Origin of the sequence: Roseovarius halotolerans (genome assembly GCF_900172255.1) — a bacterium.
GTDB classification, from domain to species: domain Bacteria; phylum Pseudomonadota; class Alphaproteobacteria; order Rhodobacterales; family Rhodobacteraceae; genus Roseovarius; species Roseovarius halotolerans.
Genome location: NZ_FWFU01000003.1, coordinates 131,809 through 150,271, shown reverse-complemented (window position 1 = coordinate 150,271; position 18,463 = coordinate 131,809). Strand labels below are relative to the sequence as shown.

Sequence of the window (18,463 nt, the reverse complement as noted above, 5' to 3'; positions counted from 1 at the left end):
CGGGCGGAAAAATATGGCGGCGGGGCAGACCAAATCTTTGGCGGAACTGGGGCTTACGGCCCAGGGCGGGCGCCGGGCCGAGATCACCGGCCTGTCCGTCGACAGTCGCGAGGTGCGCAAGGGGCATCTCTTTGCGGCGCTGCCCGGCACAAAGGTGCATGGCGGTGATTTCATCCAATATGCGCTGCGCATGGGTGCGGCGGCGATCCTGACGGATGCGCGCGGCGCGCGGCTTGCGGCGGACGAGCTTTCGACCAGTGACGCCGCGCTGATCCTCGCCGAGGACCCGCGCCAGACGCTGGCCTATGCCGCCGCGCTGTGGTTCGGTGCGCAACCCGAGGTGGTGGTCGCCGTGACCGGCACCAACGGCAAGACCTCGGTCGCAAATTTCTGCCGACAGATCTGGACGGAACTGGGTTTCGCGGCGGTGAATATAGGCACCACCGGGGTCGAGGGCGCCCATGAAGCCCCGCTGGCCCACACCACGCCTGAACCCATCACCCTGCATCGGGTGCTTGCGGATTGCGAGGCGGCGGGCGTGACCCACGCCGCGATGGAGGCATCCTCGCACGGGCTTGAGCAGCGCCGCCTTGACGGGGTCCGCCTGGTGGCAGCGGGGTTCACGAATTTCAGCCAGGATCACCTGGATTACCACGCCGGTTTCGACGAGTATTTCGCCGCCAAGGCGGGGCTTTTTGCCCGTGTCCTGCCCGAGGACGGGATCGCGGTCATCAATGTCGATGATGACAAAGGCCCCGCGATGGCCGAGATCGCCTGCGCGCGCGGTCAGGACCTGATCACGGTGGGCCGCGCGGCGGGCAGCGACATTCAGCTTCAGGCGCAGCGATTTGCCCCGACCGGGCAGGATCTGCGATTTGACTGGAAGGGGCGTGCGCATCAGGTATCGCTTGACCTGATCGGCGGCTTCCAGGCCGAAAACGTGCTGCTGGCCGCCGGGCTGGCCATCGCCGCCGGGGCCGATCCCGAGCGCGTCTTCGAGACATTGGGACAGATGAAGACCGTGCGCGGGCGCATGCAGCTGGCTGCGACACGGGCCAATGGCGCGACGGTATTCGTCGATTTCGCCCATACGCCCGATGCCATCGCCACCGCGTTGAAGGCGCTGCGTCCGCATGTGATGGGCCGTCTCGTGGCCGTCGTCGGGGCAGGCGGTGACCGCGATACCGCCAAGCGGCCCCTGATGGGGCAGGCGGCGGTCGAGAATGCCGACCTCGTGATCGTCACCGATGACAACCCACGCCGCGAAGAGCCGGCCGCGATCCGTGCCGCGGTGATGGCGGGCGTTGCCGATGCCGGCGGTGCCGAGCTGGCCCGCGAGGTAGGCGACCGCGCCGAAGCCATCCTGCGCGGTGTCGACATGCTGGGGCCGGGCGATGCGCTGCTGATCTGCGGCAAGGGTCACGAGACCGGGCAGATCGTCGGCGACGATGTCTTTCCCTTTGATGACAGCGAACAGGCCAGCGTCGCGGTGGCGGCGCTTGACGGGGGGCTGGCATGACATTGTGGCGCGCAGACGACGCTGCCCGCGCCACCGGCGGGCGCGCCACGGGTGACTGGCAGGCAGATGGCGTGTCGATCGACAGCCGCAGCTTGCAGGCGGGCGATCTGTTCGTGGCGCTCAAGGTGGCGCGCGACGGCCATGATTTCGTCGCGCAGGCGCTGGCCAATGGTGCCGCCGCCGCGCTGGTCAGCCGCATACCTGACGGACTTGACGACAATGCTCCGCTGCTGATCGTCGATGATGTTCAGGCCGCGCTCGAGGATCTGGGACGCGCCGCACGGGCGCGCAGCGATGCGCGCGTGGTGGCGGTGACCGGCTCGGTCGGTAAGACATCGACCAAGGAAATGCTGCATGTGGTGCTTGGCGCGCAGGGCCGCACTCACAGCGCCGAGGCGAGCTACAACAACCAGTGGGGCGTGCCGCTGACATTGGCGCGGATGCCGGCTGATACCGAATTCGCGGTGATCGAGATCGGCATGAACCATCCCGGCGAGATCGCGCCGCTCAGCCGCATGGCGCGCCCGCATGTGGCGCTGATCACCACCGTCGCCGCCGCCCATCTCGAGGCGTTTGAAAGCATCGTCGGCATTGCCCACGAAAAGGCCGCCATATTCGATGGGCTCGAGCCGGAAGGCACCTGCATCTTCAACGCCGATATCGACGCGGACGCGCTGCGCGCCGTCACGGATGCGGCGCAGGTCACCGGCGGGCCGGTGGTCCGGTTCGGGGCGCGCGAGGACTGCGACTACCGTCTGGCTTCGGTTCAGCTGACCGCGGACGCCACCGTGATCAAGGCCGACCTGCCCTCGGGGCCGCAGATCGTGAAACTCTCGGCGCCGGGGCGTCACTTCGCCGCCAACGCGCTTGGCGTGCTTGCCGTCGCCGAGGCGCTTGGAGTGGATGCGACGCTGGCGGCGCGTGATCTGTCGAACTGGCAGCCCCCGGCGGGGCGCGGAACGCGCGAAGTGATCGTGCTGGACCCGGTCGACGATCATTCGATCACCCTGATCGACGACGCCTTCAACGCCAACCCGACCTCGATCAAGGCCGCTCTCGAGGTGCTGGCTGCGGCCATGCCCGAAGACAGCGTCGGGCGCGTGTCCAAGGGACGGCGCATCGCCATCCTGGGCGACATGCTGGAACTTGGCCCCGACGAGATCGCCCTGCATCAGGCGCTGGCACAGCTGCCGCAGATCGAGGCGCTGGATACCGTCCATTGCGTCGGCCCGCGTATGCAGTCCCTCTGGGAGGCTTTGCCGGAGGCGAAGCGCGGCCGCGTGGTCGCCAGCGCCGAGGAACTGGCAGAGCAGGCCCATCGTGTGATAGACGCCGGCGATGTCGTGCTGGTCAAGGGCTCCAAGGGGAGCCGGGTCAGCCTTGTCGTCGACGCGCTGCGCCGGATCGGGCGTGCCGCCGGGCAGCAGATGGAGAGGCGCTGAAATGTTGTATTGGTTGACAGGGTTGTCGGATGGCGGGGATGTGTTCAACCTGTTCCGCTATATCACCTTCCGGGCCGGGGGAGCCTTCATGACGGCGTTGTTCTTCGGCTTCATATTCGGGCCGCCGTTGATCAACGTTCTGCGCAAGCGCCAGGGCAAGGGGCAGCCGATCCGCTCCGACGGGCCGGAAACGCATGCTGCCAAGTCCGGGACACCGACAATGGGCGGGCTTCTGATCGTCGGGGCCTTGATGACGTCGACCCTGCTATGGGCGCGGCTCGACAATCCCTATGTCTGGATGGTGCTGTTCGTCACCCTGTCCTTCGGGCTGATCGGCTTTTGGGACGATTACGCCAAGGTCAGCAAGCAGAACGTCCAGGGCGTGCCGGGCAAGCTGCGGCTCGGGCTTGGCTTTCTCATTGCCGCTATCGCCGCCGCCTGGGCGGCTTGGTATCATCCGGGCGAGCTCCAATACCAGTTGGCGTTGCCGGTGTTCAAGGACACGCTGATCAACCTGGGCTGGCTGTTCGTGCCCTTCGCGATGATCGTGATCGTCGGGGCGGCCAATGCGGTGAACCTGACCGACGGGCTCGATGGGCTGGCGATCATGCCGGTGATGATTGCGGGCGGTGCGCTTGGGGTCATCGCCTATGCGGTGGGGCGGGTCGATTTCACCGAGTATCTTGACGTGCATTACGTGCCGGGGACCGGCGAGATCCTGATCTTCACCGCGGGTCTTTTCGGCGGCGGCCTGGGGTTCCTTTGGTATAACGCGCCGCCTGCGGCGGTGTTCATGGGCGATACCGGGTCACTGGCGCTTGGCGGGGCGCTTGGGGCGATCGCGGTCGCCACCAAGCACGAGATCGTGCTGGCCATTGTCGGCGGGCTGTTCGTGGTCGAGGCGCTGAGCGTCATCATCCAGGTTCTCTATTTCAAGCGCACCGGGAAACGGGTTTTCCTGATGGCGCCGATCCATCATCACTATGAAAAGAAGGGCTGGGCCGAGCCGCAGATCGTGATCCGCTTCTGGATCATCGCGCTTATCCTTGCCATGATCGGGCTGGCGACACTGAAAATTCGTTGACCGGCGCTCCGGTCGCGTCGGCGCGGATACGATGCCGACGCGATACCGACATGAGACCGACGCGATGCAGATTGGCCAAGGATGACGGAACGCCCTTGTTAACAAGGCGTGACTCGCATCGTGGCCCTGATGGTCGCCTTGCCGGTTAAGGTTTCGTTAACCGCTTGCGCGCAAGGCGTTCCGGGGGCAGTTTGGCGCGGCGAATGAACGAAGGGGTGAGGCATGATCGAGGTGCAGGGCGTGTCCGGGCAGCGCGTGGCGGTATTGGGCCTCGGGCGTTCGGGCCTCAGTGCGGCGCGCGCCCTGCGGGCGGGCGGGGCGCAGGTTCTGGCCTGGGACGACTCACCCGAGGCGCGTGAAAAGGCGCTGGAAGAAGGCTTCGAGATCAAGGACTTGACGCGTGACGGGGCCTTTGGCGATATCGCCATGCTGATCGTCAGCCCCGGTATCCCGCATCTTTATCCGCAGCCCAACAAGGCGGTCGCCAATGCCCTGCGCGAAGGGGTCGCGGTGGACAATGACATCGGGCTGTTCTTTCGCTCTTTCGCGGCGGCCGGATGGGCCGCGCATGACGTGCCGCCCCGGGTGGTTGCGGTCACGGGAAGCAACGGAAAATCAACGACTTCGGCACTGATCCACCATGTGCTGCAAGAGGCCGGCAAGGATGTGCAGCTGGCCGGGAACATCGGACGGGGGGTGTTGGACATCGACCCGCCGGAGGATGGCGGTGTGGTGGTGCTGGAGCTGAGCAGCTATCAGACCGAGCTGGCCCGCGCCCTGACCCCGGATGTTGCTGTTTTCACTAACTTATCTGCCGATCACCTGGATCGTCACGCAGGGCTGGGTGGCTATTTCGCGGCCAAGCGGCGGCTGTTCGCCGAGGGCGGGCCGGACCGGGCAGTGATCGGGGTGGACGAGGCCGAGGGGCTGTTCCTGGCCGGGCAGATGGCCGAGGCGCCGGGGGATGACCGGGTGATCCGGGTGTCGGTCAACCGCAAGCTGGCGGGGCCGGGATGGTCGGTATTCGCGCGCAAGGGGTTCCTTTCGGAATACCGCAAGGGCCGTCAGGCAGGCTCTATAGATTTGAGAAATATCAAGGGCTTGCCCGGTGAGCACAACCACCAGAACGCCTGCGCAGCCTATGCCGCCTGCCGCACGCTGGGGCTGTCGCCCAAGGTGATCGAGCGGGCATTTCACAGCTTTGCGGGGTTGCCGCACCGCAGCCAGTTGATTGCCGAGAAGGACGGGGTGAAATTCGTCAATGACAGCAAGGCCACCAATGTGGATTCGGCCCTCAAGGCCCTGAAAGCATTCGGGAAAATCCGCTGGATTTGCGGCGGACTGGAAAAGGAGGGCGGCCTTTCGGCGCTGGCGCCTGCGCTGGAAAATGTCACGAAAGCCTATGTGATCGGGCGCGAGGCGGCGGAATTTTCCCTGCAACTTGAAGGGGTTAAAGCCGAAATCTGCACCACGATGGCGCGCGCCGTAGAGGCTGCCATGAGCGAGGCGCAGCCCGGTGAAACGGTGCTTCTGGCGCCGGCGGCGGCCAGTTTCGACCAGTATGACAACTTTGAAAAGCGCGGCGAGGACTTCATCGAGGAGGTCCGCAGCCGGCTGTGAGTTTCCGTACGAAACGTCCGGTTTGTACACCGGTTTCGTACATGAATGAGGCGCGCGCCGGGCTGGAATGTACAAACCCGCATGAAGTGCCGCTGATCAGCCCGTTTCGCCGCCCGCGATCGCCTGTCCCGCGGCCCAGCCCGAGGACCACGCCCACTGGAAGTTATATCCCCCCAGCCAGCCGGTCACGTCGACACTTTCGCCGATGAAGTAGAGCCTTGGCAGGTGGCGCGACATCATGCTGCGCGACGAGAGCCCGTCGGTCGAGACGCCGCCAAGGGTGACTTCGGCGGTGCGGTATCCTTCCGAGCCGCCGGGGCGAAGGTGCCAGGCGCGAAGCCCCGCGACCATCTCGGCGAGCGTCGCGTCGGACTGGTCGGCGAGATTGCCCGCCGGCAGGCCGGGAGCGAGGTGATCGACGAGGCGGGCGGGCAGGTGGCGCGCGAGTTCGGTGGTGAGGTTGCGCCGCCCGGCGGATTGCCGCTGTTCGCGCAGGGCCGCCAGCAAGCCGCCAGCCGGGTCGAGATCGAGGGTGATCTCTTCGCCCTCGCGCCAATAGGATGAGATCTGAAGGATCGCCGGCCCGGAGAGGCCGCGATGGGTGAAGAGCACCGCCTCTTCAAAACTGGTGCGCTCATTCGCGACGCGGGCCGGGGTGGCGATGCCGGAGAGGGCAGAAAAGCGCCCCTCGGGAAAGGTGAGGGGCACGAGCGCGGGGCGGGTCTCGGTGACGGAGTGGCCGAATTGGCGGGCGATGTCATAGGCGAGGCCGGTCGCGCCCATCTTGGGGATCGACCTGCCGCCGGTCGCCACCACCAGGTTGCGCGCGCGCACCGTGCGGCGCGCGCCCTCATGGTCGATCTCGGCGCGAAAGCCCTGATCGTCATGGGAGAGACCCGCCAATGATGCCTGAAGCCAGAGATCGGCGCCCGCGCGGGCCATCTCGGCACGCAAGAGGGCGATGATCTGCCCGGAGCGCCCGTCGCAGAAGAGCTGCCCGAGGGTCTTTTCGTGCCATGTGATATCGTGACGCGCGAGAAGGTCGATGAAATCCCATTGCGTGTAGCGGCTGAGCGCGGATTTGCAGAAATGGGGGTTTTCGGAGAGGAAGTTTTCCGGCCCGGTATAGAGATTGGTGAAGTTGCAGCGCCCGCCGCCGGAAATGCGGATCTTTTCACCCGGCGCCTTGGCATGATCCAGCACGAGGACGCCCGGCCCGGCATGGGCGGCGCACATCATGCCGGCGGCGCCGGCGCCAAGGATCAGCGTGTTGACCTGCATCGGATTGCCCTTGGCGCAAGCGGCGTGCGGGGTCAACGGGTTTCGGTTGGCGCGGGCGGGGCATGAGTGCTTCCCACGGCGCGGTTCTGGTGCTAAACTGGAAGGCGAGACCCCGAAAACGGGGCGGGACATGAGGCAGTAGTCGGCGGTTCATATGACAGAGATGGTCTATGGCACGATCCCGGTCAGGGATTCGGAGCCAATCCTTCCGAAATGGTGGCGCACCATCGACCGGTGGTCGGTGTCCTGTGTCCTCATTCTTTTCAGCATCGGCATCCTGCTGGGGCTGGCGGCCTCGCCGCCGCTGGCCGAATCGAACGGGTTTCAGCCGTTTCACTACGTGCAGCGGCAAGCGGTGTTCGGCGGTGCCGCGCTGGTGGCGATGGTGCTGACCTCGATGATGAGCCCGCAGCTGGTGCGCCGCCTTGCGGTGCTGGGGTTCCTTGGGGCCTTCGTTGCGCTGGTATTGCTGCCGGTTTTCGGCACCGATTTCGGCAAGGGCGCGGTGCGCTGGTATTCGATGGGGTTCGCGAGCGTGCAGCCGTCGGAATTCCTCAAGCCCGGTTTCGTGGTGGTGGCGGCCTGGATGATGGCCGCGAGCCAGGAGATCAACGGCCCGCCGGGCCTGTCGTGGTCGTTCGGCCTGACGCTGGTGATCGTGGCGTTCCTGGCGATGCAGCCGGATTTCGGGCAGGCGTGCCTGGTGCTGTTCGGCTGGGGTGTCATGTATTTCGTGGCCGGTGCGCCGATCCTGCTGCTGTTGGGCATGGCGGGCTGCGCGGTGCTGGCGGGGAGCCTCGCCTATTCCAGTTCCGAGCATTTCGCGCGCCGGATCGACGGCTTCCTGAGCCCGGATGTGGACCCGACGACGCAGCTTGGCTTTGCCACCAATGCGATCCGCGAGGGCGGTTTCTTTGGTGTCGGCGTGGGCGAGGGCGAGGTGAAGTGGTCCTTGCCCGATGCGCATACGGATTTCATCATCGCGGTCGCGGCCGAGGAATACGGGCTGGTTCTGGTGCTGTGCATCATCGCGCTTTACACATGGGTGGTGGTGCGGTCGCTGCTGCGCCTGATGCGCGAGCGCGATCCGTTCATCCGCTTGGCGGGCACCGGGCTTGTGGCGACCTTCGGGGTTCAGGCGATGATCAACATGGGTGTCGCGGTCAGGCTGTTGCCTGCCAAGGGCATGACCCTGCCATTCGTGAGCTATGGTGGCTCTTCGCTGATCGCGGGGGGGATATTGATGGGGATGCTGCTGGCATTCACGCGCACGCGCCCGCAGGGCGAGATTGGCGACATTCTGCGCGGGCGGGGACGGTGAACCGCGCCGCGGCGACGAAAGAGGTGGAGCGGTGAGTGAAAAGGACCCATTGCTGGTGATCGCGGCCGGGGGCACGGGCGGGCACATGTTTCCCGCGCAGGCGCTGGCCGAGGTGATGTTGCGGCGCGGCTGGCGGGTGCGGCTGAGCACGGATGCGCGCGGTGCCCGCTATACCGGCGGCTTTCCCCATTCAGTCGAGATCGAGCAGGTGGCGAGCGCCACATTCGCGCGCGGCGGTTTCGTCAACAAGGTTCTGGCGCCGTTTCACATTCTGGGCGGTGTTCTGGGTGCTAGCCTGCGGATGCTGCGCGACCGTCCGGCTGTGGTGGTGGGGTTCGGCGGTTATCCGACGATCCCGGCGCTGGCGGCGGCGTGGCTGTTGCGCCTGCCGCGCATGGTGCATGAGCAGAATGGCGTGCTGGGCCGTGTGAACCGGATCTTTGCCCGTCGCGTGGATCGTGTGGCCTGTGGCATCTGGCCGACCGATCTGCCCGAGGGGGTCGAGGGCGTGCATGTGGGCAACCCGGTGCGCGCCGCCGTGCTGGAGCGGCAGGGCGCGGGATATATCCCGCCAGGCGACTATCCGATGTCGGTGCTGGTGATCGGCGGCAGCCAGGGTGCGCGCATCCTGAGCGAGGTGGTGCCCGAAGCGATCGCGGCGCTGCCCGAGGCGTTGAAACGCAACATCCGTGTCGCGCACCAGGCACGCGAGGAAGATGGCGCGCAGGTGGCGGCGTTCTATGCCGAGCAGGGGATAGATGCGGATGTGGCGGCCTTTTTCCGCGATGTGCCGCGCCGGATGAGCGAGGCGCAGCTGGTCATCAGCCGTGCGGGCGCGAGCAGCGTCGCCGATATCAGCGTGATCGGGCGGCCCTCGATCCTGATCCCTTACGCGGCCGCGGCGGGCGACCATCAGAGCGCGAATGCCAAGGGCCTGTCGCGCGCGGGCGCCGCGATCGTGATCCCGGAGTCGAAACTGGCCGCCGATACGCTGGCCGAGCAGATCGTCAGCGTGCTGACCAACCCCGAAGGGGCCGAGCAGATGGCCCGCGCCGCGCTTGGCGTGGCGCAACCCGACGCGCCGCGGCAGCTGGCCGATATGGTCGAGGCGCTGGCGGGGCGGCACCAAGAGCAAGATCAGGGGCGGGGCTGACGCATGGCCGGGCCGAAGGAGACAGCATGATGAACGCAGCAACGAAGCTGCCCCAGGACGTGGGCCCGATCCATTTCGTGGGAATCGGCGGTATCGGGATGTCGGGCATCGCCGAGGTGCTGATCGACCATGGTTACCGCGTGCAGGGGTCGGACCTCAAGCGCAGCCCGATCACCGCGCGGCTCGAGGGCATGGGCGCCAAGGTGTTCGAGGGGCAGAGCCCCGGCAACGTGGAAGGTGCCGCCGTGGTGGTGATCTCGAGCGCGATCAAGCCGGGGAACCCGGAGCTTGACGAGGCGCGCAGGCGCGGATTGCCGGTGGTGCGGCGCGCCGAGATGCTGGCCGAACTCATGCGCCTCAAATCCAATGTCGCGGTGGCGGGCACGCATGGCAAGACCACCACGACCACGATGGTCGCGGCGCTGCTGGATCACGGGAATTTCGACCCGACGGTCGTCAATGGCGGGATCATCCACGCCTATGGAAGCAATGCCCGCGTCGGGCAGGGCGAATGGATGGTGGTGGAGGCCGACGAGAGCGACGGCACCTTCAACCGCCTGCCCGCGACGATCGCCATCGTCACCAATATCGACCCCGAGCACATGGAGCATTGGGGCACCGAGGAGAACCTGCACCGGGGCTTTTACGAATTCGTGAGCAACATCCCGTTCTACGGGCTGGCGGTGTGCTGCACCGATGATGCGGATGTGCAGGCGCTGGTCGCCAAGCTGACCGACCGGCGGGTCGTGACCTACGGGTTCAACACCCAGGCCGATATCCGCGCGGTGAACCTGCGCTATGAAAAGGGCGTGGCGCATTTCGACGTGGCGTTGCAGGCCGAGGGCACGATGATCGAGGGCTGCACCCTGCCGATGCCGGGCGACCACAACGTGTCGAACGCGCTGAGCGCGGTGGCGGTGGCGCGCCATCTGGGCATGAAGCGCGACGAGATCCGCGCCGCGCTGGCCGCGTTCGGCGGCGTCAACCGGCGTTTCACCCGCGTGGGCGAGGTGAACGGCGTCACCATCATCGACGATTACGGCCATCACCCGACCGAGATCGCCGCCGTGCTGAAAGCCGCGCGGCAGGCCTGCGAGGGGCGCGTGATCGCGGTGCATCAGCCGCACCGCTATACCCGCCTGCATCATCATTTCGACGCGTTCTGTGCCTGCTTCAACGAGGCCGACGTGGTCGCCATCGCCGAGGTCTATGCCGCGGGCGAAAACCCGATCGAGGGCGCGAGCCGCGACGATCTGGTGGCCGGGCTGGTGCGCGCGGGGCATCGCGACGCAAGGGCGATCAGCACGCTGGACGATCTTGTCGCGCTGGTGCGCGAAGAGGCGCGCGAAGGCGACATGGTGGTCTGCCTTGGCGCGGGCACGATCAGCGGCTGGGCCAATGCCTTGCCCGACAAGCTGAAGGGGTGATCCCATGACGACCGGGCGCCTTGAAATGTGGGACATTCGGGCGCGTCCGGGCACATGCGCGGATGGGATTGCCATCGGCGCGATCGACGAGCCGTCAGTGGACGCCGGGATGTCACATGCGCCTGAGGCGAACGACATGAGCAAGCCGGGGCGCAGGGGCGCGCAAGGAGAGCAGGGATCGTGGCGGAGCATCTGAAACGACGGATCGGACTGGGCCTGCTGACAGCCTATGGCGTGGGTGTCATGGTGGGCGCGGGCATCTATGTGCTGGTCGGCGCGATTGCCGCCGAGGCGGGTATTTGGGCGCCGTTGTCCTTTCTATTGGCGGGTCTGATCGCCGCGCCATCTGCGCTGAGCTATGCGGAATTCTCGACCCGTTTGCCCGAAGCGGCAGGCGAGGCGATCTTCGTGGCCAAGGGGCTGGGGCGGCCCTGGCTGGCGCTGGTCGTGGGGCTGGCGGTGGTGGCTGCCGGGACCATTTCGGCGGCGGCGGTATTGCGCGGCGGCACCGGGTATCTTGTGTCGGTGGTCGAGTTGCCATTCGCGCCGACCGCCATCGTGATGGGCCTGTTCCTGGTCGGTGTCGCGATTGCCGGGGTGCTGGAAAGCCTGACCGTCGCGGCGATATTCACCGTGATCGAGGTCATCGGTCTGGCGCTGGTGATCTGGGCGGGGGCCAGTGCGGAGCCTGTGGCCGATTGGCAGGCGCCTGCCGGGATTGTCTGGTCAGGCGTGGCCTCGGCGGCGGTGCTGGCGTTCTTCGCCTTCATCGGGTTCGAGGATATCGTGAACATGGCCGAGGAGGTGCGCGACCCGACCCACACCTTGCCCCGCGCGATCCTGCTGTCGCTGTTGATCACCAGCCTGCTTTACGCGCTGGTGAGCTGGGCGGCGGTGCGCGCGGTGCCGCTTGAGCGGCTTGCTGTTTCGGAACAGCCGCTGGCGCTGGTCTGGAGCCATGCGCGGGGCGGGGGGGCGGCGTTCCTGTCGGTGATCGCGGTGGCGGCGGCGATGAACGGCATCCTTGCGCAGATCGTGATGGCGAGCCGGGTGCTGTTCGGCGTCGGCAAGCGCAGCCCGGCATTGGCCGTTTTCCACCATGCGCATCCGCGCCTTGGCACGCCGGTTCTGGCGACGGCGGTGATCGGGGTGCTGGTGATCTTCATGGCGGTGACGCTGCCGGTGGCGGACCTTGCCGAGGCGACCTCGGCGATCCTGCTGGCGGTCTTCGTGCTGGTCAATAGCGCGTTGATCGCGATGAAGCGCGCCGAGCCCGAGGCGCCCTTCCGGGTGCCGATGGTGGTGCCGGTGCTGGGGCTTCTGGGGTCGCTTGGGGCGCTGGCCATCAGTTTCGGAGCTGTCTCATGAGCCTTTCGTTGATACTTGCCTGTCTGTGGGCGGTCGCCGCCAATCTGCTTGCGATGATCCCGAGCCGCGACAATCACTGGCGGCGCGCCTATCTTCTGATCGCCGCCGGGGTTCCCATTCTGGGTTTTGTGACCTATCAGAATGGCCCGTGGTGGGGGCTGGCGGTTCTGGCCGCCGGCATGAGTATCCTGCGCTGGCCGGTGATCTATCTGGGACGCTGGCTGGTGCAAAAAAGGTAAGGACCAGCGATGCGGATGCCCGAGACGCGCGGCAAGCTGACCGAAAAGCGCCCCTTGAACGATCTCACATGGCTGCGGGTGGGCGGCCCGGCGGACTGGCTGTTCCAGCCTGCGGATATCGACGATCTGGCGCAGTTCCTTGCGGCGCTTGACCGGGATGTCGCGGTGTTCCCGATGGGTGTCGGCAGCAACCTGATCGTACGTGACGGGGGGTTGCGCGCCGTGGTGATCCGGCTTGGGCGCGGCTTCAATTCAATCAGCATCGAGGGGAACCGGGTGGTTGCGGGCGCCGCGGCGCTTGATGCGCATGTGGCGCGCAAGGCGGCGGCGGCGGGGCTTGACCTGACGTTCCTGCGCACCATCCCCGGTGCGATCGGCGGCGCGGTGCGCATGAACGCGGGCTGCTATGGCACCTATACCGCCGACCGTCTGGTGAGCGCGCGCGCGGTCACGCGCGAGGGCGCGGTCGTGACGCTGAGTGCCGCCGACCTCAACTATCGCTATCGCCAGAGCGACCTGCCCGAGGGCTGGGTCATCGTCGAGGCGACCTTCGAGGCGCCCGAGGGCGAGCCGGAGGCGCTGGAGGCGCGGATGGCCGAACAGCTGCGCAAGCGCGACGAGACCCAACCCACCAAGGAGCGCAGCGCGGGCAGCACCTTTCGCAACCCGGCCGGGTTTTCCAGCACCGGGCGCGAGGACGATGTGCATGATCTGAAGGCCTGGAAGGTGATCGACGAGGCTGGAATGCGGGGCGCGCGCCGGGGCGGGGCGCAGATGAGCGAGATGCATTCCAACTTTCTGATCAATACCGGGGATGCCAGCGCCGCCGATCTGGAAGGATTGGGCGAGGAGGTGCGAAAAAGGGTTTTCCAAAACAGTGGAATAGAGTTACATTGGGAAATCATGAGGGTCGGCGAAACGGCCCCGTAACGCCAAGGCAGGCGAAGACAATAAAATAGGGTCGGCAAAACGGCCCTGGGTTTTGAGGCACACATTGGGACTTTCGAGCGGAAAATCCCCGATTGTGGCGGTGATCATGGGCGGACCTTCGGCCGAACGCGAAGTGTCGCTCTCGTCAGGACGTGAATGCGCCGCCGCATTGCGGGAAGCAGGATACACGGTGGTCGAGGTCGATGCCGGGCCTGACCTGTGTCAGCGCCTGACCGAGATTGCACCCGACACCGTTTTCAACGCATTGCATGGCCGTTGGGGCGAGGATGGCTGCGTGCAGGGCCTGCTGGAATGGATGGGGCTGCCCTATACCCATTCGGGCGTGCTGGCCTCGGCGCTGGCGATGGACAAGCAGAAATCGAAGGCGGCCTATATGGCCGAGGGGCTGCCGGTGGTCGAAAGCCACCTGGCGGCGCGCGACGATGTGTGCGGTGCGCATGTGATGGACCCGCCCTATGTGGTGAAGCCCAACAACGAGGGATCGTCGGTCGGGGTTTACCTTGTGAACGAGGCGGCCAATGCGCCGCCGGCGCTGTCGGCGGACATGCCCGAGATCGTGATGGTCGAGGCCTTCGTGCCGGGGCGCGAGCTGACGGTGACGGTGATGGGCGACCGGGCGCTGACGGTGACCGATATCCTGACCGATGGCTGGTATGATTACGATGCCAAATACAAGGCCGGGGGATCGCGCCATGTGGTGCCTGCCGAGATTCCGGCCGAGATTTCCGAAGCCTGTCTCGATTATGCGCTGCGCGCCCATGAGGTGCTGGGCTGTCGCGGGCTGAGCCGGACCGATTTCCGCTGGGACGAGGCACGCGGGCTGGAGGGGCTGGTCCTGCTTGAGACCAACACCCAGCCGGGCATGACCCCGACATCGCTGTCGCCCGAACAGGCCCAGGTGATGGGCATCTCGTTTCCCGAGCTGTGCCGCTGGATGGTGGAGGATGCGTCATGCAACCGGTGACGCGCCCCGATCCCGCGCCCTCGCGCTGGTCCTATCGGCTTCAGCGGCTGATGCTGACGCCGCTGTTCACGCGGGCGCTGCGATTTGGCCTGCCGCTGGGCGTGATCGCGGCGCTGGGGCTGGGGTATTTCGCCGACGAGGCGCGGCGGGATGCAGTGACGGACACGCTGGCCGAGCTGCGCCGGGATTTCGAGACGCGGCCCGAATTCATGGTCGAGTTGCTGAGCGTCGAGGGGGCGAGTGCCCGCGTCGAGGAGGATATCCGCGAGATATTTCCCTTCGATCTGCCCGCCAGTTCGTTCGATCTCGATCTTGAGCATGTGCGCGAGATGATCGAGGGCCTGCCTGCGGTGGCCTCGGCCAGCCTCAGGGTGCGGCGCGGCGGCATTCTGGCCGCCGAGATCACCGAGCGCGAGCCGGTGGCGCTGTGGCGCACACGCGATGGGCTGGGTGCGGTCGATCTGGAAGGTGTCGTGGTCGATGACATGCTGGCGCGTCAGGATCGCGCCGACCTGCCGCTGGTGGTGGGTGAGGGTGCGGACAGGGCGGTGCCCGAGGCGCTGGAGATCATCCGCGCCGCGACGCCGATCGAGCCGCGTCTGCGCGGGCTGGTGCGGATGGGCGAGCGGCGCTGGGATGTGGTTCTGGACCGCGATCAGCGCATCATGCTTCCCGAGCGCAACCCGGTGCGCGCGCTGGAGAGGGTTCTGGCGCTGGACGAGGTGCAGGACATGCTGGCGCGTGACCTGGTGGCGGTGGACATGCGGCTCGCCGCACGGCCCACCATAAGAATGAATGCCCGCGCGGTCGAAGACTGGTGGCGGGTCACGAAGATGACAGTCGGAGCGGAATGAAAACATGATCGAGCTCTACGAAACCCAACGTGCGATGCGCAACATGCGCAAGGCGGCGATGCAACGCGGCGTCGTGGCGGTGCTGGATGTGGGGACATCGAAGATCGCTTGCCTCGTGCTGCGCTTTGACGGCACGTCGCGGCTGGTCGAATCCGACGGGATCGGCGCGATGGCCGGGCAGGCCGGGTTCCGGGTGATCGGCGCGGCGACGACGCGTTCGCGCGGGGTGCGCTTTGGCGAGGTCAACGCGATGGCCGAGACCGAGCGCGCGATCCGCACCGCCCTGCAGGCGGCGCAGAAGATGGCCGGTATCCGGGTCGATCATGTGATCGCCTGTTTCGCCGGGGCCTCGCCGCGTTCCTACGGGCTGGCCGGGGCGGTCGACCTTGAGGGCCACAATGTCAGCGAGCAGGATATCAGTCGGGTGCTGAGCGCCTGCGATGTGCCCGATTACGGCGAGGGGCGCGAGGTGCTGCACGCGCAGCCGGTCAATTTCGCGCTGGATCATCGCAGCGGGCTGGCCGATCCGCGCGGGCAGATGGGGCAGACCCTGTCCACGGACATGCATATGCTGACCGTCGATGGCGCCGCGATCCAGAATATCGCGCATTGCGTCAAGCGCTGCGACCTGGAACTGGCCGGGATTGCCAGCTCGGCCTATGTGAGCGGCATTTCGGCGCTGGTCGAGGATGAACAGGAGCTGGGTGCAGCCTGTATCGACCTTGGCGGTGGCACGGCGGGCGTGTCGATCTTCATCAAGAAACACATGATCTATGCCGACAGCGTGCGTATGGGCGGCGATCACGTGACGGGTGATATCTCGATGGGGTTGCAGGTGCCGCAGGCCACCGCAGAGCGCATCAAGACCTTTTACGGCGGCGTCGTCGCCACCGGCATGGACGATCGCGAGATGATCGAGATCGGCGGCGAAACGGGTGACTGGGAGCATGACCGGCGCACGGTCAGCCGGGCCGAGCTGATCGGCATCATGCGGCCGCGCGTCGAGGAGATCCTCGAAGAGGTGCGTGCGCGGCTCGATGCGGCGGGTTTCGACCACCTGCCGAGCCAGCAGATCGTGCTGACCGGCGGCGGCAGTCAGATCCCCGGTCTCGACGGGCTGGCGAGCAAGATATTGGGTCACCAGGTGCGGCTGGGACGGCCCCTGAGAGTACATGGATTGCCGCAGGCGGCGACCGGTCCGGGCTTTTCGAGCGCGGTCGGGATGTGCCTGTTCGCGGCGAATCCCCAAGACGAATGGTGGGATTTCGAGATCCCCGTGGATCGCTACCCGGCGCGCTCGTTGAAGCGGGCTGTGAAATGGTTCAAGGATAATTGGTGAACGCTAGATATGGTCACATCGGCGAAATCCCGCGTGTTAGCGCAAAAATGTGGCCATATTTTGTGTCATTTCGATGATTTTGGGGTGACGCAAGGGTCAAGCATCGGTAAGAATGCCGATGATTAGGCGGAAAAACGGTCTGTCGGGCAGAGGCAGGCACAACAGCAGGCGGATAGAGCAATGACATTGAATCTCACGATGCCAGGTCAGGACCAGGAGAACGAACTGAAGCCCCGGATCACCGTTTTCGGTGTTGGCGGCGCGGGGGGCAACGCGGTCAACAACATGATCGAGAAGCAACTCGACGGTGTTGACTTTGTCGTTGCCAATACCGACGCGCAGGCGCTTCAGCAAAGCCAGGCCGAGCACCGCGTCCAGTTGGGCGTGAAAGTGACCGAGGGGCTAGGCGCGGGCGCCAAGGCCTCGATCGGGGCCGCAGCCGCCGAAGAGAATATCGAACAGATCGTCGATCACCTCGCGGGCGCGCATATGTGCTTCATCACCGCGGGCATGGGCGGGGGCACCGGCACCGGCGCCGCACCGATCATCGCCCAGGCGGCGCGTGAGCTGGGTGTGCTGACGGTGGGTGTCGTCACCAAGCCGTTCCAGTTCGAGGGCGCCAAGCGGATGCGCCAGGCCGAGGAAGGCGTCGAGGCGCTGCAGAAGATGGTCGACACGCTGATCATCATTCCCAACCAGAACCTGTTCCGGCTGGCCAATGAGAAGACGACCTTCACCGAGGCGTTCTCGATGGCGGACGACGTGCTTTACCAGGGCGTGAAGGGTGTGACCGACCTGATGGTGCGCCCCGGCCTCATCAATCTCGACTTTGCCGATGTGCGCGCCGTGATGGACGAGATGGGCAAGGCGATGATGGGCACGGGCGAGGATTCCGGCGAGGATCGCGCGATCCAGGCGGCCGAGAAGGCCATAGCGAACCCGCTTCTGGACGAAATCAGCCTGAAGGGCGCCAAGGGTGTGTTGATCAACATCACCGGCGGGCACGACCTGACGCTGTTCGAACTGGACGAGGCCGCCAACCGCATCCGCGAGGAAGTGGACCCCGACGCCAATATCATCGTCGGCTCGACGCTGGATACCAGCATGGAAGGCACGATGCGCGTCAGTGTCGTGGCCACCGGGATCGACGCCAATGCCAGCGACCGCGACCTGCCGATGCCGCGCCGCTCGATGGCCGAGCCGCTGCGCCCCGTCGCCGTGGAAGAGCCGGAGGCCGAGCAGGCCCCCGAGCCGATGCCGGTGGCGGCAAGCGCCGAGCCGAGCCTTTTCAACCCGAACGAGTTCGACTCGCAGCGTGCGGCCGCCGAAGAGCTGCACGAGGACATCTTTGACGAGCGCGTCGACAGCCAGCAGGATGACGACCTGCCGCCGCCGGCCTATCAGCCGCGCGATGACAGGTTCGAGCCCGCCGCGCATCACGGCCATCAGGAGGATGCCGAGCTGGAAGCCTATGTGGCGCCGCGCGCCGCAGGCACGCCGTCGCCCGAGGCGATGGCCCGCCTGCAGGCTGCCGTCAACAAGGCGCCCGAGGCACGCCGCCGCGACCAGCAACCGCCCCAGCAGGCAGCCGCCACGCGCGATGCGCAGGGCGAGGCGCGCCAGCGGTTCGGTATCAACTCGCTGATCAACCGGATGACCGGCCATGCCGAGCAGGAAGCACCGCGTCCCGCCCGCCAGCAGCCGACCGTGGAAGCGCCGCAGGCGCGTCAGGCCGAACCCGAGCCGCAGGAAGAAACCGACGATCAGATCGAGATCCCGGCGTTTCTGCGCCGACAGGCGAACTGATCCGGCGAACGGACAGGCAAGAACGGGCCGCCTTTGGGCGGCCCTTTTTCGTTTCAGAACAAGGTATTGGCGCTGACTGCCAGGGGATAGGCAAG

Annotated in this window: 16 protein-coding genes; 15 read left to right on the top strand and 1 reads right to left on the bottom strand. The window is 66.3% G+C overall.

Annotated elements, in window-relative coordinates; all coding sequences use genetic code 11:
* Nucleotides 1-13: 13 nt before the first annotated feature.
* From ROH8110_RS11730 to murD, 4 genes are all read left to right on the top strand, one after another.
* Nucleotides 14-1,519: a UDP-N-acetylmuramoyl-L-alanyl-D-glutamate--2,6-diaminopimelate ligase gene (locus ROH8110_RS11730; RefSeq protein WP_085817988.1), complete on the top strand. Its 1,506-nt coding sequence runs from the start codon at nucleotides 14-16 to the stop codon at nucleotides 1,517-1,519.
* Nucleotides 1,516-2,961 (top strand): UDP-N-acetylmuramoyl-tripeptide--D-alanyl-D-alanine ligase, encoded by a 1,446-nt coding sequence (locus ROH8110_RS11725; protein WP_085817987.1) that lies wholly within the window; start codon nucleotides 1,516-1,518, stop codon nucleotides 2,959-2,961. Before ROH8110_RS11730 ends, ROH8110_RS11725 begins: the two co-directional genes overlap by 4 nt.
* Nucleotide 2,962: 1 nt before the next feature.
* Entirely contained in the window at nucleotides 2,963-4,045 is a 1,083-nt protein-coding gene (gene mraY, locus ROH8110_RS11720) for a phospho-N-acetylmuramoyl-pentapeptide-transferase (protein WP_085817986.1), read from the top strand.
* A gap of 222 nt (nucleotides 4,046-4,267) precedes the next feature.
* Complete coding sequence (murD, locus tag ROH8110_RS11715; protein ID WP_085817985.1) at nucleotides 4,268-5,665, top strand: UDP-N-acetylmuramoyl-L-alanine--D-glutamate ligase; 1,398 nt, start codon at nucleotides 4,268-4,270, stop codon at nucleotides 5,663-5,665.
* 96 nt (nucleotides 5,666-5,761) lie between these two features.
* On the opposite strand, the gene ROH8110_RS11710 is transcribed toward murD, so the two are convergent.
* Complete coding sequence (locus ROH8110_RS11710) at nucleotides 5,762-6,946, bottom strand: BaiN/RdsA family NAD(P)/FAD-dependent oxidoreductase (RefSeq protein ID WP_085817984.1); 1,185 nt, start codon at nucleotides 6,944-6,946, stop codon at nucleotides 5,762-5,764.
* Between the two features lie 154 nt (nucleotides 6,947-7,100).
* On the opposite strand from ROH8110_RS11710, the gene ftsW reads away from it, so the two are divergent.
* The 11 genes from ftsW (at nucleotide 7,101) to ftsZ (ending at nucleotide 18,368) form a co-directional block, all read left to right on the top strand.
* Nucleotides 7,101-8,267, top strand: coding sequence for a putative lipid II flippase FtsW (gene ftsW, locus ROH8110_RS11705; RefSeq protein ID WP_085817983.1), 1,167 nt, complete (start codon nucleotides 7,101-7,103; stop codon nucleotides 8,265-8,267).
* Between the two features lie 31 nt (nucleotides 8,268-8,298).
* Entirely contained in the window at nucleotides 8,299-9,420 is a 1,122-nt protein-coding gene (gene murG / locus ROH8110_RS11700) for an undecaprenyldiphospho-muramoylpentapeptide beta-N-acetylglucosaminyltransferase (RefSeq protein ID WP_085818476.1), read from the top strand.
* A 29-nt stretch (nucleotides 9,421-9,449) separates the two neighbouring features.
* Complete coding sequence (gene murC, locus ROH8110_RS11695) at nucleotides 9,450-10,847, top strand: UDP-N-acetylmuramate--L-alanine ligase (RefSeq protein WP_085818475.1); 1,398 nt, start codon at nucleotides 9,450-9,452, stop codon at nucleotides 10,845-10,847.
* A 4-nt stretch (nucleotides 10,848-10,851) separates the two neighbouring features.
* The gene (locus tag ROH8110_RS11690) at nucleotides 10,852-11,043 is read left to right on the top strand and encodes a hypothetical protein (protein ID WP_085817982.1); all 192 of its coding nucleotides are present in this window, start codon (nucleotides 10,852-10,854) and stop codon (nucleotides 11,041-11,043) included.
* Nucleotides 11,028-12,215 (top strand): APC family permease, encoded by a 1,188-nt coding sequence (locus tag ROH8110_RS11685; RefSeq protein ID WP_085817981.1) that lies wholly within the window; start codon nucleotides 11,028-11,030, stop codon nucleotides 12,213-12,215. Before ROH8110_RS11690 ends, ROH8110_RS11685 begins: the two co-directional genes overlap by 16 nt.
* Nucleotides 12,212-12,454: a DUF2484 family protein gene (locus tag ROH8110_RS11680; protein WP_085817980.1), complete on the top strand. Its 243-nt coding sequence runs from the start codon at nucleotides 12,212-12,214 to the stop codon at nucleotides 12,452-12,454. Before ROH8110_RS11685 ends, ROH8110_RS11680 begins: the two co-directional genes overlap by 4 nt.
* Nucleotides 12,455-12,463: 9 nt before the next feature.
* Nucleotides 12,464-13,384 (top strand): UDP-N-acetylmuramate dehydrogenase, encoded by a 921-nt coding sequence (gene murB, locus ROH8110_RS11675; protein ID WP_085817979.1) that lies wholly within the window; start codon nucleotides 12,464-12,466, stop codon nucleotides 13,382-13,384.
* 106 nt (nucleotides 13,385-13,490) lie between these two features.
* Nucleotides 13,491-14,369, top strand: coding sequence for a D-alanine--D-alanine ligase (locus ROH8110_RS11670; RefSeq protein WP_176236603.1), 879 nt, complete (start codon nucleotides 13,491-13,493; stop codon nucleotides 14,367-14,369).
* Complete coding sequence (locus ROH8110_RS11665) at nucleotides 14,357-15,223, top strand: cell division protein FtsQ/DivIB (RefSeq protein WP_085817977.1); 867 nt, start codon at nucleotides 14,357-14,359, stop codon at nucleotides 15,221-15,223. Before ROH8110_RS11670 ends, ROH8110_RS11665 begins: the two co-directional genes overlap by 13 nt.
* 4 nt (nucleotides 15,224-15,227) lie before the next feature.
* Nucleotides 15,228-16,562, top strand: coding sequence for a cell division protein FtsA (ftsA, locus tag ROH8110_RS11660; protein ID WP_085817976.1), 1,335 nt, complete (start codon nucleotides 15,228-15,230; stop codon nucleotides 16,560-16,562).
* A gap of 180 nt (nucleotides 16,563-16,742) precedes the next feature.
* A complete protein-coding gene (gene ftsZ / locus ROH8110_RS11655) occupies nucleotides 16,743-18,368 on the top strand; it encodes a cell division protein FtsZ (RefSeq protein WP_085817975.1) in 1,626 nt (541 codons plus the stop codon).
* Nucleotides 18,369-18,463 lie beyond the last annotated feature (95 nt).

Bases quoted from the DNA above. Each gene is read 5' to 3' on its own strand.
- ROH8110_RS11670 (WP_176236603.1), top strand. From the start codon at position 13,491: ATGGGCGGACCTTCGGCCGAACGCGAAGTGTCGCTCTCGTCAGGACGT.
- mraY (WP_085817986.1), top strand. From the start codon at position 2,963: ATGTTGTATTGGTTGACAGGGTTGTCGGATGGCGGGGATGTGTTCAAC.
- murD (WP_085817985.1), top strand. From the start codon at position 4,268: ATGATCGAGGTGCAGGGCGTGTCCGGGCAGCGCGTGGCGGTATTGGGC.
- ftsZ (WP_085817975.1), top strand. From the start codon at position 16,743: ATGACATTGAATCTCACGATGCCAGGTCAGGACCAGGAGAACGAACTG.
- ROH8110_RS11690 (WP_085817982.1), top strand. From the start codon at position 10,852: ATGACGACCGGGCGCCTTGAAATGTGGGACATTCGGGCGCGTCCGGGC.
- ftsW (WP_085817983.1), top strand. From the start codon at position 7,101: ATGACAGAGATGGTCTATGGCACGATCCCGGTCAGGGATTCGGAGCCA.
- ROH8110_RS11665 (WP_085817977.1), top strand. From the start codon at position 14,357: ATGCAACCGGTGACGCGCCCCGATCCCGCGCCCTCGCGCTGGTCCTAT.
- murC (WP_085818475.1), top strand. From the start codon at position 9,450: ATGAACGCAGCAACGAAGCTGCCCCAGGACGTGGGCCCGATCCATTTC.
- ROH8110_RS11730 (WP_085817988.1), top strand. From the start codon at position 14: ATGGCGGCGGGGCAGACCAAATCTTTGGCGGAACTGGGGCTTACGGCC.
- ROH8110_RS11680 (WP_085817980.1), top strand. From the start codon at position 12,212: ATGAGCCTTTCGTTGATACTTGCCTGTCTGTGGGCGGTCGCCGCCAAT.
- murB (WP_085817979.1), top strand. From the start codon at position 12,464: ATGCGGATGCCCGAGACGCGCGGCAAGCTGACCGAAAAGCGCCCCTTG.
- ftsA (WP_085817976.1), top strand. From the start codon at position 15,228: ATGATCGAGCTCTACGAAACCCAACGTGCGATGCGCAACATGCGCAAG.
- ROH8110_RS11710 (WP_085817984.1), bottom strand. From the start codon at position 6,946: ATGCAGGTCAACACGCTGATCCTTGGCGCCGGCGCCGCCGGCATGATG.
- ROH8110_RS11725 (WP_085817987.1), top strand. From the start codon at position 1,516: ATGACATTGTGGCGCGCAGACGACGCTGCCCGCGCCACCGGCGGGCGC.